20 protein-coding genes are annotated in these 25,116 nt (G+C 45.8%); 15 read left to right on the top strand and 5 right to left on the bottom strand.

Features of this window, described 5'->3' with window-relative positions:
• Positions 1 to 112 precede the first annotated feature (112 nt).
• A complete protein-coding gene (locus MHB46_RS03765) occupies positions 113 to 598 on the top strand; it encodes a tetratricopeptide repeat protein (RefSeq protein ID WP_165175533.1) in 486 nt (161 codons plus the stop codon).
• A gap of 156 nt (positions 599 to 754) precedes the next feature.
• On the opposite strand, the gene budA is transcribed toward MHB46_RS03765, so the two are convergent.
• Together budA and alsS are read right to left on the bottom strand one after the other, a co-directional pair.
• Complete coding sequence (gene budA / locus MHB46_RS03760) at positions 755 to 1,501, bottom strand: acetolactate decarboxylase (protein ID WP_025722973.1); 747 nt, start codon at positions 1,499 to 1,501, stop codon at positions 755 to 757.
• A gap of 162 nt (positions 1,502 to 1,663) precedes the next feature.
• Positions 1,664 to 3,367: an acetolactate synthase AlsS gene (gene alsS / locus MHB46_RS03755; protein ID WP_341161658.1), complete on the bottom strand. Its 1,704-nt coding sequence runs from the start codon at positions 3,365 to 3,367 to the stop codon at positions 1,664 to 1,666.
• 519 nt (positions 3,368 to 3,886) lie between these two features.
• Between alsS and uxaC the strand changes: the two genes are divergently transcribed.
• The 3 genes from uxaC (at position 3,887) to MHB46_RS03740 (ending at position 8,075) form a co-directional block, all read left to right on the top strand.
• On the top strand, positions 3,887 to 5,311 hold the full coding sequence (gene uxaC, locus MHB46_RS03750) for a glucuronate isomerase (RefSeq protein WP_341161657.1): 1,425 nt from the start codon (positions 3,887 to 3,889) through the stop codon (positions 5,309 to 5,311).
• Positions 5,312 to 5,582: 271 nt separating this feature from the next.
• On the top strand, positions 5,583 to 6,983 hold the full coding sequence (locus MHB46_RS03745) for an MFS transporter (RefSeq protein ID WP_061830333.1): 1,401 nt from the start codon (positions 5,583 to 5,585) through the stop codon (positions 6,981 to 6,983).
• Between the two features lie 87 nt (positions 6,984 to 7,070).
• Positions 7,071 to 8,075: a LacI family DNA-binding transcriptional regulator gene (locus MHB46_RS03740; protein ID WP_069079639.1), complete on the top strand. Its 1,005-nt coding sequence runs from the start codon at positions 7,071 to 7,073 to the stop codon at positions 8,073 to 8,075.
• Positions 8,076 to 8,174: 99 nt separating this feature from the next.
• Here MHB46_RS03740 and poxB read toward each other — a convergent pair whose 3' ends face one another.
• Entirely contained in the window at positions 8,175 to 9,899 is a 1,725-nt protein-coding gene (poxB, locus tag MHB46_RS03735; RefSeq protein ID WP_341161656.1) for a ubiquinone-dependent pyruvate dehydrogenase, read from the bottom strand.
• A gap of 314 nt (positions 9,900 to 10,213) precedes the next feature.
• On the opposite strand from poxB, the gene MHB46_RS03730 reads away from it, so the two are divergent.
• The 4 genes from MHB46_RS03730 (at position 10,214) to MHB46_RS03715 (ending at position 14,837) form a co-directional block, all read left to right on the top strand.
• Positions 10,214 to 11,707 (top strand): tagaturonate reductase, encoded by a 1,494-nt coding sequence (locus MHB46_RS03730; protein WP_341161655.1) that lies wholly within the window; start codon positions 10,214 to 10,216, stop codon positions 11,705 to 11,707.
• Positions 11,708 to 11,724: 17 nt separating this feature from the next.
• Positions 11,725 to 13,224 (top strand): UxaA family hydrolase, encoded by a 1,500-nt coding sequence (locus MHB46_RS03725; protein ID WP_209941876.1) that lies wholly within the window; start codon positions 11,725 to 11,727, stop codon positions 13,222 to 13,224.
• Between the two features lie 127 nt (positions 13,225 to 13,351).
• Positions 13,352 to 13,798 carry a GNAT family N-acetyltransferase gene (locus MHB46_RS03720; protein ID WP_341161654.1) on the top strand — a complete coding sequence of 149 codons (447 nt, stop codon included), beginning with the start codon at positions 13,352 to 13,354 and terminating at the stop codon, positions 13,796 to 13,798.
• Between the two features lie 181 nt (positions 13,799 to 13,979).
• Positions 13,980 to 14,837, top strand: coding sequence for a DNA-binding protein (locus MHB46_RS03715; protein WP_341161653.1), 858 nt, complete (start codon positions 13,980 to 13,982; stop codon positions 14,835 to 14,837).
• A 197-nt stretch (positions 14,838 to 15,034) separates the two neighbouring features.
• On the opposite strand, the gene MHB46_RS03710 is transcribed toward MHB46_RS03715, so the two are convergent.
• On the bottom strand, positions 15,035 to 15,925 hold the full coding sequence (locus MHB46_RS03710) for a hypothetical protein (RefSeq protein ID WP_209941881.1): 891 nt from the start codon (positions 15,923 to 15,925) through the stop codon (positions 15,035 to 15,037).
• Positions 15,926 to 16,178: 253 nt separating this feature from the next.
• Between MHB46_RS03710 and MHB46_RS03705 the strand changes: the two genes are divergently transcribed.
• The 6 genes from MHB46_RS03705 to MHB46_RS03680 all read left to right on the top strand — a co-directional run bounded on the left by MHB46_RS03705 (position 16,179) and on the right by MHB46_RS03680 (position 23,440).
• The gene (locus MHB46_RS03705) at positions 16,179 to 17,141 is read left to right on the top strand and encodes an ABC transporter permease (protein WP_341161652.1); all 963 of its coding nucleotides are present in this window, start codon (positions 16,179 to 16,181) and stop codon (positions 17,139 to 17,141) included.
• 14 nt (positions 17,142 to 17,155) lie between these two features.
• Positions 17,156 to 18,043, top strand: coding sequence for a carbohydrate ABC transporter permease (locus MHB46_RS03700; RefSeq protein ID WP_341161651.1), 888 nt, complete (start codon positions 17,156 to 17,158; stop codon positions 18,041 to 18,043).
• Positions 18,044 to 18,069: 26 nt separating this feature from the next.
• Entirely contained in the window at positions 18,070 to 19,716 is a 1,647-nt protein-coding gene (locus MHB46_RS03695; protein WP_341163680.1) for an extracellular solute-binding protein, read from the top strand.
• A gap of 45 nt (positions 19,717 to 19,761) precedes the next feature.
• Positions 19,762 to 21,726 carry a sensor histidine kinase gene (locus MHB46_RS03690; RefSeq protein WP_341161650.1) on the top strand — a complete coding sequence of 655 codons (1,965 nt, stop codon included), beginning with the start codon at positions 19,762 to 19,764 and terminating at the stop codon, positions 21,724 to 21,726.
• Entirely contained in the window at positions 21,698 to 22,504 is an 807-nt protein-coding gene (locus MHB46_RS03685) for a response regulator transcription factor (RefSeq protein ID WP_341161649.1), read from the top strand. Before MHB46_RS03690 ends, MHB46_RS03685 begins: the two co-directional genes overlap by 29 nt.
• A 123-nt stretch (positions 22,505 to 22,627) precedes the next feature.
• Positions 22,628 to 23,440, top strand: a complete 813-nt coding sequence (locus MHB46_RS03680; protein ID WP_341161648.1) for a DUF3891 family protein — start codon at positions 22,628 to 22,630, stop codon at positions 23,438 to 23,440.
• A 114-nt stretch (positions 23,441 to 23,554) separates the two neighbouring features.
• On the opposite strand, the gene MHB46_RS03675 is transcribed toward MHB46_RS03680, so the two are convergent.
• Positions 23,555 to 23,692, bottom strand: a complete 138-nt coding sequence (locus MHB46_RS03675) for a hypothetical protein (protein ID WP_023988334.1) — start codon at positions 23,690 to 23,692, stop codon at positions 23,555 to 23,557.
• 257 nt (positions 23,693 to 23,949) lie between these two features.
• On the opposite strand from MHB46_RS03675, the gene MHB46_RS03670 reads away from it, so the two are divergent.
• A complete protein-coding gene (locus MHB46_RS03670; RefSeq protein WP_165175507.1) occupies positions 23,950 to 25,095 on the top strand; it encodes a glucose-1-phosphate adenylyltransferase in 1,146 nt (381 codons plus the stop codon).
• Positions 25,096 to 25,116 lie beyond the last annotated feature (21 nt).

The following is a 25,116-nucleotide window of genomic DNA, read 5'->3' as shown; positions in this document are numbered from 1 at the left end:
AGGGTCGTTTTTTTGGATTTCAAATCTTAGGAAAAACTCCATTTACATTGCATTCAAATGTCGGGTAACATATACCTCAAAGATAGGCATGAGTCAGAAGTGGAGGATGAATATGAACGATATCATGGCGCAAGCTAACGAGCTTAGACGAACAGGGCAAGCAGAGAAAGCACGTAAGCTTCTTTTAAAGGCATTAGAACAGCAGCAAAATGATGCAGAATTGTGGTATCAGACAGCTTGGACACATGATTCATTGGGCTTAGAGAGGGAAGCGGTTGCCTATTATGAAAAAAGCCTAGGTATGGCGTTATCCGCAGAATCAAGGAAAGGAGCCATCCTGGGATTAAGCAGTACATATCGTGTATTGGGAGATTACGCCAAGGCGAAAGCGTGGTTGGACACAGGAATGAACGAATTTCCGGATTACAGACCGTTTCGGGTATTTTACGCGATGGTGTTATACAATCTGGGGGAATACGGGAAAGCCATGCAGGAGCTGCTAATGGAGGTGGCTGAGACGACCTCGGATTTATCTACACAGGAGTACTCACGTGCTATTCAATATTATGCAGATAAACTGGATCAGATCGAGGCATAGGTGAACCGGAGTGAGAGCATAAGCAGTAACGTATATATATGCTCGTACATAAAAAGATCACAGTCAGAGAGCAGTAATTCTCTTCCCTGACTGTGATCTTTTACTGTTTATTGTTTAGCTATAGGGTCCGTAACTTGATGAGTTATATAACTGTGATTACTGCGCACCTTCAGTAACGGCAATTTCTTTCTCCAGGTTTTCTCTGGACAGGTTGGCCTTCAAGTAATCCGGGGTATCGGGCAGGACCAGATGCAGATTGGATTTTTGACAAATGCGGATGGTACACTTTTCGACGATAAAATCAAAGACATGCCCGCCACCAGTGCGTTCATCGTTAATAAAATGCAGATGAAATCCGGCTACCCCAATACCTTGAGCATAGGCAGGTGTCCAAAAACCTGTAATCACGCCGGAAGCCTCATTAAAAGTGAAGGTAGGCTGTGACTTGGTCGCTTCGATAAAAGGTTTGTATGGTTTAACTTGGTGAGGCACGGTCCGTGTCTTTACTTCATGAAAAGTGCCATCCATACGGAAGGCATAGAACAGATTACGGCTTGGAAACAACGTTAACAGCAGAGCTTCCAGCTCTTCACGATGCATAGGGCGGTCAATAGTATATGTGAAATCTTCCTGGAAAAAGGTGACGGTGGAAAAAGGTGTAGTTTCTTCCGGTTTTACGCGATGGGCCGTACCGTCTGGAAGCAAGTGATAAAATTCACCATCGAACGCGATCATCTCGCCATTCAGTTGATCAAAGGTACCAATTCCGAAATCCCCGTGCTTTTGTAACTCCTCAAAGGCAACAACTCCGTCATAAAGACCATCTAATAGAGCAAGCATAGTGGAGGTTTGGTAAATATCATGATCAGCTTCTTGCTTGGTTTCCAATTGCGCAACGGTCATGGCAATACACTTCCTTTTATAATTGTATGCATTTATTTTCTTTCTTTTTCAATAATAAACGTAAAATTTCAGTAAATAACATGAATAACTCAAAAAAATCATAAAAAAAACGTTATACTCCATAATTGTCATAAAGCCGTCACGAGTGAGGCTTGGTTAAGGTTAGTTTAATTGGTTAGGCAGCAGTTTACGTCCCAACTGGATGTTATCCTGATAATCAATCGGAATATCGACGACCACAGGACCATCGGTATGAAGTGCCTGCTGCAATACACTTTCTAGTTCTTCAGGAGAGTGCACGCGTAATCCAGTGGCGCCGAAGCTTTCAGCATATTTCACTACATCAACATCTCCAAATTTTACACCAGACGTTCTTCCGTATTTAATCTGTTGTTGAAAAGCGACCATGTCATAGGAACCATCTCTCCATACGATATGCACCAACGGTGAGTTAAGACGTACGGCGGTTTCGAGCTCCATGGATGAAAAAAGAAATCCTCCGTCTCCAGAAATAGAAACGACTTTGTGACCGGGATTGACGAGCGTGGCAGCAATCCCCCAAGGCAGCGCTACGCCTAGCGTCTGCATTCCGTTGCTGAATAGAAGGCGCCGCGGTTCATACGAACGGAAATATCGTGCCATCCAAATATAGTGTGAACCGACATCACAGGTGACTGTGACGTTATCATCAATCAGGCTGCGCAGTGTACGAATAAATTGCAATGGATGAATCAGAAAATCATGCTTGTGTGCGGGAACAGCCGCTTGCTCGTTTAGATCATGGCGCAGACGATTCAATTGTTCGCAGGAGGATTTAGGTAGCTTTAAGGTAGGTAATTCTTCTGCAAGGCTACCCACAATCAGGGCTATATTTCCGATTAGCTCGTAGTCCGGTTGATAATCATGATCAATATCGGCTTGATGGTCATCCAGATGAATGAGTGTTCGGTTTGCCGGAATGTTCCAGTTTTTTGGATCGTATTCGATAGGATCATAGCCAATCGTCAGTACCAAATCTGCGGCTCCAAGAAGCATATCACCCGGTTGATTGTGGAACAGACCCACTCTTCCAAAATAGTGGTCTTCTAGTTCACGGGAGATGGCTCCAGCGGCCTGGAAGGTTTCGACAACAGGCAGATCTGTATCTCGGATGAGAGCACGGATAGCTGCGGTGGCTTCAGGCGTGCTGGCTTTCATGCCGAGAAGAAGTACGGGCAGCTTGGCTTTTTTGATTTGCTCTGCGACTTGTTTGATGAGTCCGGCGGGTGCGGTTCCGAGTTGGGGAAGAGAAACCTTCTCAATGACTGTTACTTCAGATGACGAAGTCAACACGTCCTGCGGCAGGCTGACGAATGTGGCTCCAGGCTGGGCTGAGGTCGCAATTCGAAATGCATTAGCAATTGCTTCCGGTACATTATCAGGATGTTCTACTTCTACACTGTATTTGGTGATGGGCTCGAATAGTCCGGCGTTATCCATAGATTGGTGCGTGCGTTTCAAGCGTTCAGATCTTGGGACTGCACCCGCAATGGCGACGACAGGATCACTTTCTGCATTAGCGGTGACAAGTCCTGTCGCCAAGTTAGATGCGCCTGGACCTGAGGTAACAATGCATACGCCCGGTTTACCGGTTAATCGACCGACTGCCGCTGCCATAAAGGCGGCATTTTGTTCATGACGACATACGATCAATTCGGGCCCCCGATCTTGAAGAACATCAAAAACAGAATCGATCTTGGCACCTGGAATGCCAAAAATATGGGTAACCCCTTGCTTGATCAAGCAATCGACAACAAGGTCGGCTCCTTTTGTATCGGATATAGTTTTAGTTTGAACAGCTTGCACTTTTGTACTCAATGCTACCACCTCTTCTTCTTCTCTGTGAAATAACTAATGAAATACTTTTAATGTAAATCAATGGATGTATATTGCAATTATAATACAATAACTGGTATTTTCAAGAAAGAAATTTTCAGAAAAAAAGAGAAAAATATATAAAACGTTTTCAAAGTTTGATCTATCAAGGAAAATTAAAATTGTGGAATTTTCTTGTGGTGTCGGTCATCGAGAAGGTATAGAACAGATCTGTCCCAAATGGAGGCAGATCATTTTTATCCGCTCACATGATAAAAATCACTTTCCTCTACAAAGGATAGCGGTTACAATGTAATTGTTGTTAACGTAAACATTAAATTTAAGGTGAAGCAAACCAGTATGACATGATGTACAGGTATCATATTATAGTTGTATTTTCCTGTACAAATCATATGGATTTCCCACTGCTATGGGGAATGTAATTGTTAAAGGGCAAGTAGTATCTCGAACATTTTTGTTAACGTTAACAAATTTGCTAGGAAACACGATTACAGAAGGGATGAGAAAGTAATGACCAAAGCGTTTTTAGACGAAAACTTTTTGTTGAGCAATCCAACGGCTGAAACCTTATATCATCAGTATGCCAAGGATATGCCGATTATTGACTATCATTGCCATTTAAGTCCACAAGAAATTTATGAAAATAAAAAGTTCAAGAATATTACGGAAGCCTGGTTGTACGGAGATCATTACAAGTGGAGACTTATGCGGGCCAATGGGGTTGAGGAACGCCTGATTACGGGGGATGGTGAAGATTATGACAAGTTTTTAGCTTGGGCCAAAACCGTACCTACACTAATCGGCAATCCGCTGTACCATTGGACGCATTTGGAGCTTCAACGCTTTTTTGGTGTCTATGAGCTGCTGAATGAACAGAGCGCACCTGTAATCTGGGAAAAGGTAAACCAAAAGCTGCAGGGAAAGGGCTTTGGCGCACGAGATCTGATTGTGAACTCGAAGGTAACTGTGGTGTGCACCACGGATGATCCGACGGACCATCTCGAATACCACAAACAAATCAGCAAGCTGAACGATTTCCCAGTGGCAGTGCTGCCAAGCTTCCGCCCCGACAAAGCTTTGGAAATTAATCGCGAAACTTTCCAGCCTTGGGTGACTCGGTTGGGTGAAGTCAGTGGACTGGATGTTTCTGGACTGGAAGGGTTTTTGAATGCGCTGGCAAGCCGGGTGCGCCATTTCCATGCTGCCGGAGGTCGGGTATCTGATCATGCGCTCGATACTGTTGTCTATGAAGAAACGACACTGGAGGAAGCAGCAGCCATATTCAGCAAGGGGCTGGAGGAAGGCCATGTGACTCCTTTAGAGGAGGCGAAATATAAATCGTACGTTTTGGTTTTTCTTGGCAAACAGTATGCAGAACATGGCTGGGCTATGCAATACCACATTCACGCGCTGCGTAACAACAACACGGCTATGTTCCGTCATCTGGGACCGGATACAGGCTACGATGCCGTAAATGATGGCTCGATCGCTCGTCCATTGGCGGCATTGCTGGACGCACAGGAGATGGCAGGAGGATTACCGAGAACGATTTTGTATTCGCTTAATTCTGTTGATTATCCAGTACTGGCAAGTCTCGCGGGCTGCTTCCAATCCGGTGGAACTGTAGGGAAAATCCAGTTTGGCACGGCATGGTGGTATAACGACCACATCGAAGGTATGCAGGAGCAGATGAAGTTGCTGGCTAACTACGGGGTGCTGTCCCGCTTTATTGGTATGCTGACGGATTCCCGCAGCTTCCTATCCTACACACGCCATGAATATTTCCGCCGTATACTTTGTGACTTAATCGGAACGTGGGTTCAGGAGGGTAAGGCGCCTGAGGATCTGGAACTGCTCGGAGCAATGGTACAAAATATTTGCTACAATAACGCCGAGCAATATTTTAATTTCCCAACGGTTGTTCATAGTAAGTAAAGTTATTGCCTAGGTGAGAACTCACTAACTTCATAGAAAGAGCTCTTGCCAGGAGCTTGTTTGAAAACTCCCGGTAAGAGCAATTGAAAATAAATTAGTTATCAACTGAGGATTTTGCAAAAATCTCATAAGCGACTTCCAATGAACAAGATATAGATCGAAATGGTTTAGTTCGTCTATATTTTGCACTTCGGAGCGACTGGAATCGAATTTTGCAAAATCCTGAACTAATTATGTGAAAATAATTACAAACATAGAGGAGTGTGTAGGTATGGGAGTGCCTATCGTGCAGGAGAGCGTCCAAACTGACAACAAGACAGGCGAGCATATTAGCCTGAAAGAAAAGATTTCGTATGGTATGGGTGACTTTGGAAACGGATTCATGTTTGATTTGGGGCAGTTGTATTTGCTGAAATTTTTTACAGATGTAGCTGGGGTTTCTGCAGGAGCCGCCGCAGGCATTTTCTTGGTCAGCAAGCTGTTTGCCGCCGTCTGTGATCCCATTGTCGGGTCCTTTGTTGATTATCGCAAACATATCGGTACACGTGGAAAATTTAGACCTTTTCTTATCGTTGGAAGCGTTATCCTTGCAATTCTTACGATTCTTACCTTTATTTCGCCGAATATTTCGCCTACTGGAAAACTCATTTACGCTTATGCGTCCTATATGATCTGGGGAATTGGCTACTCTATTGTAAACATTCCATACGGCTCGCTGGGTGCCGCTATTACGCAGGATACTCATCAGCGTGCCTCATTGTCATCTTTCCGTCAGGCGGGATCTCTGGGCGCATTATTCGTCACCAGTGTCGTTGTCATGCCGCTTATTTTACTGTTTCCTAACCACCATGTTGGCTATCCGGTTGTGATGGGGATTATGTCACTCATTGGTGTGATCGCTTTCATCATATGTTACCGAGGAACGAAAGAACGTATTATTAGCCAGTCCGGGCCAAAAGAGAAGCTATCTATAGGCGTTATTGTGCATACCTTTACGAATAACAAGCCTTTGCTGGTACTCGTTTTGATGACGATTTTCACCATATCCGCGTACAATATCAAGTCCGCACTGCTGATCTATTTTGCCGAATATAACTTGGGGCATGTAGAATTAATGGCTTATATGAATTTTATTATTATCGGTTCGTCGCTACTGGGTGTGTTATTCCTGCCCAAGCTGGTACGGCGCTTCGGTAAACGAAAAACAGCCATACTGGGGATGCTGGTTAGTGTCATTGCCGACTCCATTAACTTTTTTATGCCTTCCAATGTATACATTTTCACAATCCTGGCCAGTATTTCGTTCATTGGTATTAGTATTCCTAACGGGGTGACCTGGGCATTCGTGTCCGATATCATTGATTATGGCGAATGGTCATCCGGAGAGCGTAAAGAAGGGATTACTTACTCGTTATTTAACTTTTCACGTAAGCTGGCTCAATCCTTGTCTGGCTTTCTATCGGGTATTGGACTAGCGCTCATCGGGTATGTTCCGAATGTGGTTCAGTCCTCTGGAACGCTGCTTGGGATCAAGGCATTGCTTTGTCTCTATCCGGCTGTTGCCCTGGCTTTGGCCATGCTGGTCATCGGTAAAATGTACAAGCTGACGGACAGCAGACATGCAGAAATGGTTCAAGAGTTACAACGTCGACATGCGGATAACCGCGTATAATTTGTGAAAGTCTTCTTTTCCGGGCGGCTCCTGTGGTATGGTGGGTATATAATTTTTTTAGAGCCTCACTAAGGAAAGGATACGTATATGGCAGCTACCATTAAGGACATTGCCAAATTGGCTAATGTTTCCCATACAACCGTCTCCCGGGCGCTCAATAACAGCCCGCTGATTAAAGAAGATACGAAACGCAAAATTATGGAGTTGGCAGAGCAACTCAATTACATCCCAAATTTTAATGCCAAAAGCCTGGTTCTCCAGCGCTCGCATACGATTGGCCTGTTTTTCACCAGTATTTCTGAAGGCACCAGCTCCAGTTTTTTTGCGGATACCATCCGTGGAGTTAATCATGTCATTGGGGTAGATTACAATCTGTTTGTGCGAGGAATTGACGATTACGCCGATTTTTCGGCCATTCACCGCAAGCGTTTTGATGGTATCATTCTAATGAGCCAGAGCGAGGCGGACAACCCTTTTATTTATCATGTGCTCGGTCAAGGTATTCCGCTTGTTGTTCTGAATCGGCAGGTGTCCGGGGCGGGGATTGTAAATGTGATTTCTAATGATAAAGAAGGGTCCTATGAAGCGGTCTCCTTTCTCGTTGAAAGTGGGCATGAACGCATTGCGATCATTGAAGGGGTAGAAGGCTTCAAGTCTACCCAGCAACGCCGCGAGGGTTTTATGAATGCGTTAATTGATAGTGGCAAGCCGATTCGACATGAATATATCGTGCAAGGCCATTATGATACTGAAAGCGGAAGCCAGGCAATGAAGCAACTGCTTTCCTTGCAGGAGCCGCCGACAGCGGTATTTTGCTCTAACGATGATATGGCTATTGGGGCAATGAATGCGGTATTCGAAAATGGCTTGAAGGTACCAGAGGATATCTCTGTCATTGGTTTTGACGATATCGGGTTCTCAATGTATACGACTCCACCGTTAACAACGGTCAAAAGACCGATTGAGCAGATAAGTGAGCGCGGAGCCGCCTGCATTCTGGAACGAATTCAGTCACCGTCCAATGAGGGTGAGCTTATATTTATGGAGACCGCGCTCATGAAGCGGAAATCAACGGCAGGCAGACCACGCTGAGTCTCGTTTAATTAACAGGCAGGCCAAAGGGGCAGAAACCATGCTAGATGTATGGTTTCTGCCTCTTTTAGGTTAAAATGTGCTCCGCTTCGTCTGTATTTAACGAAAGAGATTGGTTTTAGCTAGTTCTACAATCTCGTCACCGCGTCCGTTCAGCATCGCTTTCATCATCCACAGTGTAAATCCTTCTGCTTGTTTAAGATTAATTTTGGGTGGCATGGATAGCTCTTGACGGTTAACCACCACGTCTACCACAACAGGGCCATCATGAGCCAATGCTTGCTGAATGGCATCCTCCAGCATTGTCGGATCTTCAACCCGGATGCCCTTGAGTCCCATGGCTTGCGCTACAGCACCAAAATCAGGATTCACCAGTTCCGTGCCGTTTTCCAGGAATCCGGCCGCTTTCATTTCCAACTCGACAAAACCGAGAGCGCCATTATTGAAAACAATGACTTTAATAGGCAGCTGATGCTGCTTCAGGGTGAGCAGGTCGCCCATCAGCATCGTGAGTCCGCCATCGCCTGAGAGGGCAATCACTTGTCGGTCAGGCTCAGTGGCCTGCGCTCCGATCGCCTGCGGCAGGGCATTTGCCATCGTGCCATGGTTGAACGAGCCGAGAAGCCGACGCTGACCGTTCATCTGCAAATAACGCGCCGCCCATACAGTGGGAGTACCGACATCACAAGTGAAAATAGCATTTTCCTGCGCGGCGTCACTGATGACCTTGGCGAGATATTGCGGATGGATCGGCGTATGACCTGGTTTACCGACGGCAAGATCATCCAACTCCTGGCGTACCTTGGTATAGTGGGAGACGGTTTTCTCTAGATGCTTGGAGTCATGCTCTGATGTTAAATGCGGTAGCAGCATTTCCAATGTGGCTTTTACATCCCCGCATAAACCATACGTCAACGGAGTACGTCTGCCGAGATGGGCTGGCTCTATATCTACCTGTAGGACAATCGCATCCTCAGGGTAAAATTGTCTGTAAGGGAAGTCTGTTCCGAGCATAAGCAGGACGTCACAATCCATGATCGCATGGTACCCGGAAGAATACCCGATCAGTCCGGTCAATCCAGCATAATAAGGGTTGTCATACTCCAGATATTCCTTGCCTCGCAGAGCGGATACCATGGGGGACTTTAGCTTGTCACATAACTGCATGAGCAAGTCGTGAGATTGTGCACAGCCAGCGCCGCATAGTAACGTAATTCGTTTGCCTTTATTCAAATATTCGGCCAGTCGGGAAATTTCGGAAGCGGACGGATGCACTACAGGTGCAGTGGGATGGTAGACATGTTCAGGGACGGGTACCTTTTCCGCCTCCAAAGCTGCTACATCACCGGGAAGAACAATGACGGATACACCTGAACGTGAAATTGCCTGTTGAATGGCCATGGTCACCGTTCTGGGAATTTGACGCGGTGTCGTAATAACCTCACAGAAGTGACTGCATTCTCCGAAAAGATGCTCAGGATGGGTAGCTTGAAAATATTCACTTCCGATTTCGTCGCTTGGAATATGAGCGGCAATAGCCAGTACAGGCACCCGATTGCGGTGGCAATCATATAAACCATTAATCAGATGTAAATTTCCGGGACCACTGCTTCCAGCACATACAGCAATGCTGCCACTAAGGTCAGCATCTGCTCCAGCTGCAAAGGCAGCCACTTCTTCATGCCTTACATGAATCCATTCAATTTGACCGTTGCTGCGAATGGAATCAACCATATTATTTAGAGAATCTCCAACAATGCCATAAATCCGCTTGACCCCTGCATTGACCAAAACTTGTACAATAGTATCTGCGATTGTCTTCATAGATGTTCCTCCTGCCTAGTAAGTAGTGTTATCCTGCCCGTGCTTTCTTGCGTCTATTCTTCTGAAATGTATATAAGAGCAAGGTCTCGGGATAGGGTGATAGTTAGCCTTAACCGTCTTAGATCAGGTGCGAAACAACAGAAAAAGGACGATATACTTGCAGATTTTTATATAAACGTATATGTTAACGTGTTCATATTATTGTCATTATTATTTTTTTAAACTAAAAATGTTGATAAAACTATTTTGTTAACGTGTGCATTGTGATAAAATAACGATGAAATCATTATGGTAATTGTGGGAGGTTACTCCGGATGAAACAAGTAGATGAATTAGACCAATTAAACAGAAAAAGCTTTATCGTTACTGAACCACTTCCTGAGAGGGTGCTGCAATTCGGGGAAGGGAACTTCCTGCGTGCTTTTGTAGACTGGCAATTTGACAAAATGAATAAGCTGGCAGAATGGAATACGGGAGTTGTGATTGTACAACCGCAGCCAGGAGGCCTCGTGGAGAAGCTTAACGAGCAGGATGGCCTGTATACGGTTATTCTTGAAGGGATCAAGGATGGGAAGGCCATGAAGGAGCATACCGTTGTGGAGTGCGTCACTCGTGGGATTAATCCGTACGGTTCGGACTTTTTGGAGTATGAAGCATTATCCCAAAAGCCGGAGCTGCGTTTTGTCGTGTCGAACACGACGGAAGCGGGGATCGCTTATGCCCCAGAGGATCAATTGGGAGATCGTCCGCAAAAGAGCTTTCCAGGCAAGCTAGCCGCCTTTCTGTACAAGCGCTTTCAATTCTTCGGGGGCGATCAGAGCAAGGGATTGGTGATCATTCCGTGCGAGCTCATCGACCGTAATGGAGACGCTCTCAAGGAAATCGTACTGAAATATGCGGACCAATGGAAGCTTGGGGCTGAGTTTATTGCATGGTTGGAGGAATCGAATACGTTCTGCAACAGTTTGGTCGATCGGATTGTACCTGGTTATCCCAAAGACCGAATCCATGAAATTCAAGCAGAAATGGGTTACAAGGACGATTTGGTTGTTGTGGGTGAACAGTATCATTTATGGGTTATTGAAGGGCCACAGTGGCTTAAAGAAGAATTACCTGCGCATTTGGCCGGATTGAATGTACTGATTGTCGACGATATGGCGCCCTACCGTACACGGAAAGTACGCATTTTGAATGGAGCACATACGGCGCTTACACCTGTAGCTTATTTATATGGCCTGGACACGGTGGGGCAGGCGGTCGAGCATGAGATTATGGGAAACTTTATCCAGTCGCTGATTCGAGAAGAAATTATTCCGACGCTGGACTCGCCAGAAGCGGAATTGAATGTATATGCCGATGATGTTATTGAACGATTCCGTAATCCCTATGTAAGTCATTATGTTATGAGTATCGCACTAAATTCGGTGTCCAAGTTCAAGACACGGAACTTGCCATCTTTGCTCCAGTATGTGGAGCAACGTAAGGCGCTGCCTGTCAAAATCGTGTTTTCACTGGCGTCCTTGCTCGTATTTTACCGGGGTGACAGAAATGGCGAGTCGATTGCGTTGGCTGACGAAGCTGAAGTGTTGAGTACGTTTGGTGAACTGTGGAGTCAATATGACGGTACTCTTGCCGGGGCGAAGCAATTGACTGCGCTGGCACTTGGCCGGCAGTCATGGTGGGGTCAAGACCTGAATCAGATCGAAGGACTGGCTGAACAAACGGCACAGCACGTGTATGAAATTACAAGCAGAGGAATGAAGGAGACGCTCGATTCTCTAACCGGGAACAGCGTGCCCAGAGCATAAGCAAGGAGGAGACCGGAATGCTGGAATTCATTCAAATTCATGATCAAGATAACGTGGCTGTCGCCTTGCGTGATTACAAGCAGGGAGAGACACTGGCGTGGGGAGCACAAGAAGAACAACGGGTGGAGCTAGCCGAGGATGTAGCACGTGGGCATAAAATCGCCTTGCAGGATATACCTGAAGGTGGGTATGTTCTGAAATATGGATATCCCATCGGTCATGCCATTCAGCCCATTCAGGCAGGTCAGCATGTGCATACGCATAATACGAAGACGAACCTGACAGGCGTGGAGGAGTACACTTATAAGCCTAAGCCAGCTCCTCATTTATATGAACAGGAGAGTCGTACGTTTCAAGGTTTTCGGCGAAAGGACGGTCGTGTGGGGATTCGCAATGAGTTGTGGATTGTGCCGACGGTCGGCTGTGTGAACGGGATCGCTGAACTTATTTTAAACCGTTTTAAGCAGGAAGCTGGAGATATTTCACCTTTTGAAAATGCACTTGTGCTCAAGCATAACTATGGTTGTTCTCAGTTGGGTGACGATCATGCACATACACGCACGATTTTGATCGATGCCGTAAAACATGCGAACGCAGGTGGCGTACTTGTACTGGGTTTGGGTTGTGAGAACAATGAAATGAAAGAATTTAAGGAAGCCATCGGGGAATATGATTCGGAGCGGGTAAAGTTTTTGCTTTCCCAGGATGTGTCGGATGAAGTAGAGGAAGGGGTAAGGCTGCTCCACGAAATTTTTGCGGCCGTGCAAGAAGATCGACGGGAACCTGTACCTTTGTCTGAGCTCAACATCGGCTTGAAATGCGGTGGATCTGATGGCTTATCGGGTATTACTGCCAATCCATTACTCGGACGATTGTCGGATTATATGGCCGCGCAAGGTGGAACAACGGTATTGACAGAAGTACCTGAAATGTTCGGGGCGGAGACGATTTTAATGGAGCGCGCTGCCGATGAGCAAGTATTTAATAAGATCGTACATCTGATTAACGATTTCAAACAATATTTTCTGGATTACAAGCAGCCAGTATACGAAAATCCGTCACCGGGCAATAAAGCAGGGGGCATCACGACACTGGAGGATAAATCACTGGGCTGCACGCAAAAATCCGGGTCTTCCACGGTCACTGATGTCATTCAGTACGGGGAACGTCTCAAGACGAAGGGACTCAACCTGCTCAGCGCGCCGGGGAACGATCTGGTGGCATCTTCAGCTCTCGCCGCAGCGGGCTGCCAGCTCGTCATTTTCACAACCGGACGCGGTACGCCGTTTGGCTCCTTTGTTCCGACGATGAAGGTCTCAACCAACTCGCCGTTGTATAAAGCTAAACCTCATTGGATCGACTATAACGCTGGTTCACTGGTGGAGGATGTCAGTATGGAAGAAGCGCTCCGCAACTTTGTCGATTACATTGTCGATGTAGCCAGCGGAACCTGGGTGAACAATGAGAAAAACAATTTCAGAGAGCTCGCTATTTTTAAAAACGGTGTTACGTTGTAAAAGGCTGTAGTGTAAGGGAGGCGGAATTATTCCGCTTCCTTTTTTGTGTTTGTATGCTTCAAAATAGGCATGTTAGACTTACTGCAAAACATGCAATATCGATTTTTAAATGAGGGGGGAAGTACAAGTGCAAAATGAAATTGTTGCTTATCGTGAAGAAAATCATGATCAACTCGTTGATATTTGGGAGCGGGCTGTACGCCGGACGCACACATTTTTGTCGGAAGAGGACATTCACTTTTATCATCATATCGTACGCAATGGTGTTTTAAAAGAACTTGAAGTTTGGATGGAATGGAATACAAGTCAAGAACCAACAGGTTTTATCGGGCTGGACGGATTGAAAATAGAGATGCTGTTTGTGGACCCTGAACGGCATGGGCAGGGCATAGGCAGCCGACTCATCCAGTATGCTGAAAAAATAAAAGGGAAGCATCTCAAAGTGGACGTGAATGAGCAGAACGAGAAAGCGTATGCTTTCTACAGACATTACGGCTTTGTACAAACGGGGCGATCTGCACTGGATGGATCAGGTAAGGCATTTCCTTTGCTTCACATGGAAATGAACAAGTGAACGATCCACTTACATCGGTATTTTAAAAACTGGAATATATTATCATAATGCACTTGTCATATGTTTGAATTTATGATATAACTTAATTACGTAATAACTACGTAATTAAGTTATTTTTAGTTAGGATTTAGATCTTACTTTTGTTTGGTGAATATAAAAGTCGGATAAGGAGGCGGGAACGGTGGATGATCTTGTTCACTCCGACATCACAGATCTAGACACACTTGTTAACATGATTAAGCTGTCTTTTTCATTTGCGGATGGTGCCAATATGATTGCTTTATGCGACCGACTGTATAACCATGTCAACCAAAAGTATCAGGAATTGCAGCTCTACAAAGCGCGCAAGAAACCTATACAACCCATACATACCAAACGGCCGCTAGTCTACTACTACGGCTACAGTCATCTCATGAAAGGCATGGCTTTCCAAAAACAGGGCAAGTATGAGGCCGCTCGCGATTGCATCGAAAAATATGCAGAATTGGGCTGGTTTAATGGTCTCGATCAATATGGGGAAGCAGAGGTCGAATATTACCGCTATGCTGCCAGAGCTAATTTGTATGCCCTTGATATTTTGTCAGGCCATGCCGAAGTGTTGCAGGAATACATGCAATTTCTTCGTAACAATCCGGAAGAGCTGTTACCGGGTCTTCTTTCTATCGTTGAGGGAGCGTCGAGATATGACTATCCTTTAGAGGCTGTGCTTGAATCATTTGCCGAACAAATTGAAGGTTTTAAATATTTTGAAGAGCCCGTGAATGTATCTTATTATTTTCGCTTTTGCTATCAGTTGGCTCTTTATTATATCAAGCAACAACAGTTTACGGTTGCGTTGGGCTATATCCTGCAATCTCTCATGCTGTCCGATACCCTGGGTATGGAACATGAGCATGAGTTTAGGAAATGTACCGCTATATTTGAAATTTTCAGATCCCAAGCTACAGCAACACAGCAAGACCAATATATAACTATTTTAAAAGGAGTGTTAAAGGATGAAAAAATTGATTTCACGCCCTCTGTCGCTCAGTCTGTTTAGCTTGCTAGTGTTTGTTACAAGTCATGATCTCATCACGGTGTTTTATCATGGAGCCAATCATTAAGAAGGCAGAAGTAAAGTAGAAGTACACCCAATAGCAAGTAAGCTCATTAAGATCAGGGCTTACTTGCTATTTGGCGTATTATGAAGATCGATCATAACGCATATATATAACGTGGTACATGTCCCAAAATTATTTAAGCTGTCGTAGGTTTATGCAGCAAACCTTGTTCTGATGGGTGCAATGAAATCCTTGTCTGTTGGTAGCTCGGGAATGGTTCTTCCGTGCTGTATGATCTGCTTTTTAACGCTGCATCTAGTGCCCGTAGCAAGGAGCCTATGAATTGCTCTGGAGAAAAGAAAATGCTTTTCCCGACCATATGAATGTGAAGCTCGTTATGGTCACGGTTACTTACAGACAGCAATATACCTTGACCCTGAAAACCCGTACCGATTGCGCGTATTTTGTTTATACCCGAGAGCAGCATTTCCGTTTTAACCGCACGCCCTTGTTCCTCCACAAATACAGAAATCAGGCGTTTGTCTGTAACGATAACAATTTGGTTACCCCGAAACGTATGGCTCAGGTGTAGAAAATCTTTATATACCCCAATAGTCTGCTCATGCGGAGAAACAATCCCCATTCGTACAAACTCATCCAGCTCAGTGATATCGGGCTCCTGGTGATTTTTAATTCGTTTTTTGATACTGAACTGAATGGTTAGGATACCCAGAATAGCTATGAGAAAAGCGCTAAGTCGGACGTTAAATATAAAGAACATCAGGACAATAAGGCCGCCTACTAACCACTGTCCCCAAGTTAGATAGCGCAGCTTTTGTTGTACCGTACGACGATAATAACCGTAGCCCTTTCCCGGTTGATACTCCTTAGTAAACTTTGTCATACCACGCATCATGGTTAATCCATAGACGGATAAAATTGTCATCGCGAGCGCCAAGAGCGTCATAAGCCATTCCTGAGCTGCAATGCCAACTAAAGTACACAGGCCAAACATGATAAGCCCCGCCCAGCAGGCAACCTTTTTAATTCGAACCTGTTTCTGAATCGAACGAACCAATTCTTCCATTCTTAATCCTCCTGATCTAGGTATATAGGTAATGATTGGAATCACATATAGTCTTATCGTACCATCTGATAGTCTTCTTCGTAAATTAATAGATGTAAAAATCCAAAGGCTGGAAGAAAACTTGTGCGTATAGTCAGATCCCCACCTGAACTTTAGATACCAAAATCGAAAAATCCAGTACTACTCATTCGAAGCAGAAGCCTCTAAAATAATAAATGTAAGTGCTTACATTACAAAGAAGGGAGGTTTTCGTATGAGTACAGGATGGAAGAATCCGCAGACACAGCCGCCAGTTCGATCGGGGAGAGGGGCATCACTAGCGCGCAAATGGGTTCAACAAAGACATTTGCAGACTATGGCGCTGCTTGGGGTGGTTTGGATGATTATTTTTCATTACATTCCGATGTACGGCATTTTGATTGCTTTCAAACATTTTGACATTATTGGTACCCTATCAAGCGCACCTTGGGCGGGGTTAGAGCATTTTCGGGCCTTTTTGGAGGATGATAACTTTTGGTACATTGTCAAAAATACACTGGGCATTAGCCTACTCAAGCTGGCCATCGGGTTCCCGTTGCCTATTGTATTTGCTCTCTTCCTGAATGAAATACGATCTACTCGGTTCAAAAAATCTATTCAGACCATTTCATACCTTCCTCACTTTTTATCTTGGGTCATTCTTGGCGGGATCTTAACGACGTGGCTGGCAGATACCGGGATGATTAATCAACTGTTGCTAGCCTGGGGTTGGATTGACCAGCCGATCAGTTATTTGGCAGAGCCGAGCTATTTTTGGGCTATCGTCGTTAGCACGGATATCTGGAAGGAGCTTGGATGGTCAGCTATTATCTATTTGGCAGCAATGGCGGGGGTATCTACGGACATGTATGAAGCGGCCACCATTGACGGAGCCGGACGGTTTCAGAAAATGTGGTACGTCACCCTTCCCGCTATCAAGGGGACAATATCTATTTTATTTATTTTGGCGGTTAGCGGCATATTGAACTCCAACTTCGACCAAATTCTCGTCCTGCGTAACTCGCTGAATGAAAGTGCAAGTAATGTAGTTGATATTTATGTATATCAGTTGGGCATTCAGCAGGGCCGTTTCTCGTATTCTACCGCAGTGGGTTTGCTAAAATCGGTTCTTGCTCTCATTTTGCTGCTAATTGCCAATTCGGTGACCAAGCGGGTGAATAATACATCCCTATTTTGAAGGAGGACGGCTGCATGCAGCTATTGCAACGCAGAACAGCAGGCGAAGCGATATTCGATTTCGTGAACAACGTCTTCATGCTGATCGTTTGTTTTGTGACGTTGTATCCGGTGTGGTATGTGCTGGTGAACTCCTTTAACGAAGGAGCAGACGCTATGCGGGGCGGCATTTACTGGTGGCCGAGGGTCTTCAGTCTGGGCAGCTATCAGGCCGTGTTTGCCAACAACGGTATTATGACCGCGATGGGAGTGACTATTGCGAAGACGCTAATCGGCACGATTGTTCATGTGTTTTTTACCGCTATGATTGCATATGCATATTCCCGTAAGGAGCTGATCGGGCGCAAGCTGTATATGCTGATTGGCACCATCACCCTGTTTTTCGGTGGGGGATTGATTCCAACGTACTTGCTGATTCGTGATCTCGGACTGCTGGACAGCTTTTGGGTGTACATCATTCCTGCGATGTTCAGCTTTTTTGACCTTATTATTTTTATGGCTTTTTTCCGAGAACTGCCGGATGCATTGGAAGAGGCGGCGAAAATAGACGGTGCGAACGATTTCGGTATCTTTTGCCGGATCGTGCTTCCTGTATCTATGCCGGTAGTAGCGACGATTGCGTTGTTTCATGGGGTATACCAGTGGAACGATTATTTTACTGGAATGATCTATATTAATAATACGGATCTTCAGCCGATTCAAACGTATTTGTACCGGGTTGTTGCCCAATCCAGCTCTAATCAGATGATGGCTGCTGCATCGGGGATCGTTGCCCAGTCCGTCACTTCGCAATCGATCAAGCTGGCGACGATGGTTGTGACGACACTGCCCATTGTACTGGTATATCCTTTTCTGCAAAAATATTTCGTCAAGGGTCTGATGATCGGCTCGATTAAGGGATAGCACATCATCCAAGGGGGAGATTTATGATGAACATTCGCAAATGGCAGAAGGGGCTGTTGGCTTCTGTTCTGCTGGTGGGTTTGCTCGCTGCATGTACGTCCGGTGGAGGCGGTACTGTCACGGAATTACAGGACGAGAAGACCAAGGCTACGGCAGATGCACCAGGATGGAAGGCGGATATGGAGCCGATTACGTTTGACTGGTATTTGAACTTTTCCTGGTTCCCGAACAAGTGGGGAACGGATATGACCTCGAAGTATGTTACGCAAAAGACCGGGGTCAGTGTCAATTTTATCGTACCCGCAGGGAATGAAAATGAAAAGCTCAATACCATGCTGGCCTCCGGCAAGCTGCCTGATTTTGTCACGCTTGGTTGGGGAGAGGACGCGGTCAAAAAAATGATTGAAGGCAAGATGGTGCTTCCGCTCAACAAGCTGGCCGAGAAATACGATCCGTATCTGATTAAAATAGCTGATCCGGCGAAAATGTCCTGGTATCGCCAAACGGACGGGAATGTATACGGGTATCCTAATGCTTCTTCTTCGCCACAGGATTATCAAAAATACGGCCAAAATTTTGTTTCCAACCAGACGTTTATGGTTCGGAAGGACATGTACGAGGCGATCGGCAAGCCGGATATGAGAACACCGGAAGGATTTTTGAAAGCGCTTCAAAAAGTGAAAGAGAAATTTCCGGAGGTGAACGGTCAGCCTCTTATCCCGATAGGATTTCACGAATTTACAGATAACGGAAATTATTCTTTTGAAGAGTATTTACTCAATTTCCTAGCCATTCCTCATGAAAAGGACGGCAAGCTATACGATCGTCGTTCGGACGAAGAGTATATTCGCTGGCTCAAAACATTCCGTCAAGCAAATGAGCAGGGCCTGATCGCCAAGGACGTATTTATCGACAAACGTCCGCAAATGGAGGAAAAGGTGGCACAGGGCCGATATTTTGCCATGCTATATCAGCGTTCTGACTTTGCCACGCAACAGGTACTGTTATATGCGAAGGACCCGAACTCCGTCTATATCGCGGTGGATGGACCTTCGAACAGTAAGCTGGACCCGCCGATGCTGGCCGGGCCGGGTATTTCCGGCTGGACGGTGACGCTTATTTCGAAGGATGTCAAGGACAAGGAGCGGGCTATTGAATTTCTGACTTATCTGATTAGCGAGGAAGGAAATCGCGACCTATATCTGGGGGAGCAGGGCAAGCTATGGGACATGGTTAACGGTAAGCCAGCCTTCAAGCCGGAGGTACAGGAGCTGCTGAACAAGGATCGTTCTGCTTTTGATAAAAAATATGGCGCCTCCTTCACCTTCTGGATGCTGATGGATACGAATATGAATTTGCAGTGGGCGCCGCCCAGCGTCGAGCCGTATAAGCAGCCAGAGGATTGGACGAAAGGCAAGACGAAAGGCTTCTCCCAATATGACAATATTAAACCGACCGGAACTTCGGCAGAGGGCATTGCGTCAGGCCAGATAGATAAAATTTGGGGCAAGACATTGCCGAAGCTGCTGCTGGCTTCCTCAGATGAGGAATTCGACCAGCTGTTTGCTCGCTTTTTGGAAGACCGCAGAAAAGCAGGATATGACAAAGTTATGGTCTATCAACAAAAAGCCTATGAGGAAAACCTTAAGAAAATTGAACAGTTCACCAAATGATTAATTCAATGACTTAATCTATTGAACCCCTAAGGATGTGATTTCATGCCAGGCCGTGCACGTTCACAGATGAAGAGCCTGCTGCGCCGCACTATATGGCAGTGGATGAAGGGTACGGCCGATCGGCTTGGCGGTTGCTCCCTTCAAGTTAAGCTCATTGTCGCGTATATCGGAGTCATTTTAATTCCGGTGGTATTATTCTCGCTATATACCTTTCACCAACTGTACGAGAATACCATGCAAGACATCACCGTACAAAATCAGTATGTGTTGGATACAGAGCTGGCCCATATTCACAGCAATATGGAAATTATGGAGCGAACCGCACAGCTTGCGATCTCAGATCGCAACGTAATTCGTTATCTGACCGAGGAACGTGAAATAAGCAGCGATGAGCTGGTCCAATTCAACTTGAATGTGTTTCCAAATTTACAGCACTTGCTGTACAGTAATCCCAATGTAGAGAACATTCGACTGTATACGAATAATCCCCAGGCGCATGAAATATGGCCGATGATTTTCAAAGAATCACGATTGCCTAAGGCTTCCTGGCTGAAAACGGCCCAACTCCGACAAGGGAAAATATGGTGGGAAATGTACAAGGGGCCGAAAAGCTTACTTCTGGGGCAATCCCGGCAGGAAAGTGAGACAGTGCAGTATATGGCACTGCTGCGTGAAATTCAGTCTACCGGAGGAAGACACGCAGGGTTGGTAGAAACCAACATGAGGCTGGAGCTATTTTCACCTAGAGTGTTTGGAATCCTACAACGTGATCGCGCATGGCAAATGTTCATTCTGGACGGCGACGATTCCAGCTCACGGAACGCTGACAAACCACTGTCTTCTACCGATATAGCTACAGCTTCCTCTCAATCAGATTCACTTTCGATCCCTCTGTCCCATGTGCACCATCTGTTTCAGTCCCGTGTTAAGGGACCGGGTGGTGTTTTTGATTTTTCCTATGAGAATAAGCCTTATCTCGGTATGTACCGTTATATAGAAGGGTTGGACGCCTATCTGCTAAATGTGGTGGCGCTGGACGGTCCGCTAGGTGATCTCCGTCAGAAACGCAATGCCATGCTGCTCATTATTAGTATGCTGATTGTGTTTATGTCCGTCATTTCTTATACCCTGCATGCCTTCATTCTCAAGCAGCTACATACACTGCGTGAATCCATGAAAAAAGTAGAGCAGGAGGGTGACTTTCAGCTTAGAATTCCAGTATATGGGCGGGGAGAAGTGGCTGAGCTGGCTCTATATTTTCGCAGTCTGCTGAGTCGGATTAACGGACTCATTGCCGAGGCAGTACACAAGCAGGCCGCTGCTCAAGAGGCTGAACTGCTAGCGCTCAAGCATCAGATTGATTCCCATTTTCTCTATAATACATTGGAAAATTTAAAAATGATGGCGGAGATAGAACGACAGTATCCGTTGTCGGATGCCCTTACCTCCCTTGGCTCGATGATGCGTTATAATCTCCAATGGTCCGGGTCGTGTGTTGCGTTGCGAGATGAAATCCGCCATATCCAGCATTATGTGGCCATCATGAACATTCGCCACGATAACCAAATTGGATTGGAAATTCATCTATCGTCGGCGTTTATGGAACTGGAGACGCTGAAAATGTCGCTGCAGCCTGTAGTCGAAAATGCTATCAAGCACGGTTGGAGTACATTGCAAAGCCCATTCAGCATCACGATTGAAGCCTGCTCTAAGCAGGATATCATAGAATTGCGTATACAGGATAACGGAGTGGGGATATCTGAAGAAAGAAGAAATGCCATCATGGCTGGTCTAGCGCGAACGGATATGGATTCCCACGAGCGCGGGATGAATGGGGGAATCGGTTTGTATAATGTGCATCGCCGTTTAAGTATGCAGTATGGCGAAGAGTATGGCATAAGACTGGACAGCATCCCCGGACAATCGACGACAGTGACCCTAATTTTGCCTAGACGTTACATGATGAGGGGGGCGGACCATGACGACCAAGCTGTTGATTGCGGATGACGAGAAAAATATTCGAATGGGACTTCAAGCCATGATCGAACGGGAATTTTCCGGTCTCTATGAATGTGTACTGGTCAAGGACGGTAGGGAAGCCTGGCAGCATGTGAAGCAGTTTTGGCCCGAGTTGGTGATTACGGATATCCGTATGCCTGTTATGGATGGCATTATGCTGATGCAGCATATTCGCGAGCTTGAGCCGGGACGCAGACCTTTGGTGATCATTCTTAGTGGATATGACGAGTTTCAGTATGCGCGCGAAGCGATTCGCTGCGGGGCACGGGAGTATTTGCTCAAGCCGATTGTGAGGGAGGAGCTATTCGGTGCGCTGGCAGCTTTGAATGAGGAATTGAAGCAGAGGAACCACCTCATAAATGATAGTGTTATCAGCGTGGAGAAAGATAGACTGGCTGGGAGAATAGATGGTGCAAGTGCCATCGCCGATAGAAGCGGTAGCATGACGCGTGCTATCCAATACATCCATGCTCATTACAGCGAGGATTTGAATATGGCGGTAGTATCCAATTCAGTATCCTTGAATTATACGTATTTTAGTCAGGCTTTCAAAGCCCATACAGGCCTTAGCTTTGTTCAATATGTAAAAAGGCTGCGCATTGCAGAAGCCAAAAAGCTGCTGGGGTGTCAAGGGGGCAGGATTTATGAAATTGCGGCTACCGTGGGTTTTGACAATGCAAAGCATTTTAACAAGGTGTTTCGTGAGCTGGAGGGGATGACCCCGCAGCAGTTTCGATTAAAGAATCAAAGGGGTAATGAGAAGTAAGGATGGAAAACTACACTGCCTTTTTACCCTTATCCTGATATAATAAACGTAAGCATAACCATGGCCTTCGATCAGAGAGTTTGTATACAATCACACGAATCGCCGAACGGAAGGGGAGAGCATATGGTTATTTATGAAACGGACCAAGCTTATATCATGACGACGCAACATGACCATGCCCATATTTCGGGTGAGTTGGCTTCACAATGGGAAGAGAGTGCCTTCAAGAATAGACGTCACAAGCAGGATTTTGTATATGCAGCAAGGGAGCATGATCGGGGCTGGATACAGTTAGACGCTGCTCCTTTCTGGAATGATCATGTGTCTGCACCTTATACATTTATTGATTTTCCGCTCAATCCTCGTTTTGTTTTCTATCGTCTTGGGATTGATGAAGTCGAACAAGGAAATACGTATGCGGCGTTGCTGTGTAGCTTGATGTACAAGGAGCTAGTCGGACGGACCGAGCACCAAAACGCTCAGGACAAGCAGATTACGCATGCTTATCAGGAGGCGGAGGAACAGCGGCGGCAGAGGCTCAAACAGCAGCTGGCATGTGGCGTAACCTTCGACCATCAAGTGCGGACGGATGTACGGAGAATGTTGTTTTGCGACGAATTGAGTCTGTTTTTGTGCAGCCGAGAGCCGGGTACGCCTACAGCAGATTATGAATGGTTTGCTGAAGGTTTAAGCTTCCCGGCTGTTCGACATGAAAGCGGGCGAGTTTGGGCCGAGTGGCTATCGGATCAGACTGTAGGTCTTTCCTTTTTTCCTTTCAGGGGCAAGGTAGGGATTACTCATACCTTTAAGCAGGTGGACAAGGAGAAAATTCGTACCTTTGGTCTCCTAGAGGCTTACCGTTCTTCCAAATGGACGCATCGAACCTTTACCGTTGAACATATCATGGAAGTAGAAGAACATAAGGAGAATGCCTGACCGTCTACGGATACAGCCTCGAACCATATTTTGTTCGTAGACGCAGAAAAAGTCAGAGCAAAGCCTCCCTGAACCATGATTCAGAGAGGCTCGCTTTTTTCTAGCTTTAACATTTTACGATTTTGCAGATGTTTTCGCACGATTGACAATGGTCTGTACCTTATTCAATACCTTATCGCGTGCCCCTTTATTTTTCATCAGATACGTAACACCCATTCCCAATGCTGCTACCACCCATTTTTTATTCTTCATGAATAACGCCTCCTTATGATCATGTTGTCATACACGAATACTTTAAAAGCATCCAAAATGTGAAAAGATGAACGGGATTTTACGATTTAGTGATTCCTTGCACTCGTTCCGCATAACTATGATTTTACCCTTCTCCATCACATCTTACCCGTTCCTTCGCCAATGAAACGATTACGACTGTCTTTTCATGTTTAATGGATATTATTAAATATCCCGCCACAATTGCTTCAGACGCACATGACAGGGAGGTCTTTGTTATGAGAAAGAAGGAAGTGGTTGCCATGCTGCTCGCCGGCGGACAAGGCAAAAGACTCAAAGGACTTACCCGTACACTAGCCAAACCGGCAGTGTTTTTTGGAGGAACTTACCGCATTATTGATTTCCCTCTAAGCAATTGCACTCATTCTGGTATAGACACCGTAGGCGTATTGACCCAATATGAGCCGTTGGTGCTTCATTCCTATATCGGCGTTGGGAGCGACTGGGATTTGGATCGCCTGGATGGAGGAGTTTTTGTTTTACCACCGCACGAGAAAGAAAATGGAAACAACTGGTACAGAGGCACGGCGGATGCAATTTATCGAAACCTGCATTTCTTGGATCAGTATGACCCGGAGCATGTACTCATTCTGTCAGGGGATCACATTTATAAAATGGACTACAGTCGAATGCTCCACTACCACAAGGAGAAGGAAGCAGACTGCACCATTTCTGTCATCAATGTCACGATTCAGGAAGCCCAACGATTTGGGATACTGAACGCCGATGATGATCTGAAAATATATGACTTTGAGGAGAAGCCTGAACAGCCGAAAAGTACATTGGCCTCCATGGGCATTTATTTGTTCAAATGGGAGGTGTTGCGTCGCTATTTACTGGAAAGCGCAAGCGATTCTGAATCCTCACATGATTTTGGCAAGGATATCATTCCATTGCTACTTCAGCATGGCCGGTCGCTGTATGCGTACCCGTTTGCCGGGTACTGGAAGGATGTAGGTACCATTCAGAGCTTATGGGAGTCCAACATGGATCTTCTGGTTCAGGATCCGCCTTTGGATCTGAACGATCCTTCCTGGCGCATCTATACCCGCAGTCCCAATCAACCGGCCCAGTATATAACCCAACGGGCGATTCTCAAAAACAGTATTGTAAATGAAGGCTGCATGGTGGATGGAGAAGTAAGGCATTCTGTACTATTTTATGGGGTCGAAGTAGGTGAAGGGAGCGTTATTACCGATTCTGTCATCATGCCAAACGTAAAAATTGGGCGCAATGTACGTATCCACCGGGCTATCGTGAATGAGAACATCGTTATTGAAGACAACGCGTTTATCGGACCTGAAGATAGTTCTGATGAGATTATTTTGTTCGATCAGGAAAGCCAGCTTCATGCACGAATTTAACCCGGATAAGGACGGTGTCTG

Source organism: Paenibacillus sp. FSL H7-0703 (assembly GCF_038003485.1).
GTDB classification, from domain to species: domain Bacteria; phylum Bacillota; class Bacilli; order Paenibacillales; family Paenibacillaceae; genus Paenibacillus; species Paenibacillus polymyxa_B.
Note: the sequence above shows the minus strand (reverse complement) of the source record. Positions and strands in the feature narration are given on the sequence as shown.

Excerpts from the sequence above, each read along its gene's own strand:
- MHB46_RS03685 (WP_341161649.1), top strand. The coding sequence starts at position 21,698 with ATGACGACCAAGCTGTTGATTGCGGATGACGAGAAAAATATTCGAATG.
- MHB46_RS03710 (WP_209941881.1), bottom strand. The coding sequence starts at position 15,925 with ATGGAAGAATTGGTTCGTTCGATTCAGAAACAGGTTCGAATTAAAAAG.
- budA (WP_025722973.1), bottom strand. The coding sequence starts at position 1,501 with ATGACCGTTGCGCAATTGGAAACCAAGCAAGAAGCTGATCATGATATT.
- MHB46_RS03705 (WP_341161652.1), top strand. The coding sequence starts at position 16,179 with ATGAGTACAGGATGGAAGAATCCGCAGACACAGCCGCCAGTTCGATCG.
- MHB46_RS03700 (WP_341161651.1), top strand. The coding sequence starts at position 17,156 with ATGCAGCTATTGCAACGCAGAACAGCAGGCGAAGCGATATTCGATTTC.
- MHB46_RS03725 (WP_209941876.1), top strand. The coding sequence starts at position 11,725 with ATGCTGGAATTCATTCAAATTCATGATCAAGATAACGTGGCTGTCGCC.
- poxB (WP_341161656.1), bottom strand. The coding sequence starts at position 9,899 with ATGAAGACAATCGCAGATACTATTGTACAAGTTTTGGTCAATGCAGGG.
- MHB46_RS03740 (WP_069079639.1), top strand. The coding sequence starts at position 7,071 with ATGGCAGCTACCATTAAGGACATTGCCAAATTGGCTAATGTTTCCCAT.
- MHB46_RS03670 (WP_165175507.1), top strand. The coding sequence starts at position 23,950 with ATGAGAAAGAAGGAAGTGGTTGCCATGCTGCTCGCCGGCGGACAAGGC.
- MHB46_RS03680 (WP_341161648.1), top strand. The coding sequence starts at position 22,628 with ATGGTTATTTATGAAACGGACCAAGCTTATATCATGACGACGCAACAT.
- MHB46_RS03690 (WP_341161650.1), top strand. The coding sequence starts at position 19,762 with ATGCCAGGCCGTGCACGTTCACAGATGAAGAGCCTGCTGCGCCGCACT.
- MHB46_RS03730 (WP_341161655.1), top strand. The coding sequence starts at position 10,214 with ATGAAACAAGTAGATGAATTAGACCAATTAAACAGAAAAAGCTTTATC.
- MHB46_RS03675 (WP_023988334.1), bottom strand. The coding sequence starts at position 23,692 with ATGAAGAATAAAAAATGGGTGGTAGCAGCATTGGGAATGGGTGTTACG.
- MHB46_RS03695 (WP_341163680.1), top strand. The coding sequence starts at position 18,070 with ATGAACATTCGCAAATGGCAGAAGGGGCTGTTGGCTTCTGTTCTGCTG.
- MHB46_RS03765 (WP_165175533.1), top strand. The coding sequence starts at position 113 with ATGAACGATATCATGGCGCAAGCTAACGAGCTTAGACGAACAGGGCAA.
- uxaC (WP_341161657.1), top strand. The coding sequence starts at position 3,887 with ATGACCAAAGCGTTTTTAGACGAAAACTTTTTGTTGAGCAATCCAACG.
- MHB46_RS03745 (WP_061830333.1), top strand. The coding sequence starts at position 5,583 with ATGGGAGTGCCTATCGTGCAGGAGAGCGTCCAAACTGACAACAAGACA.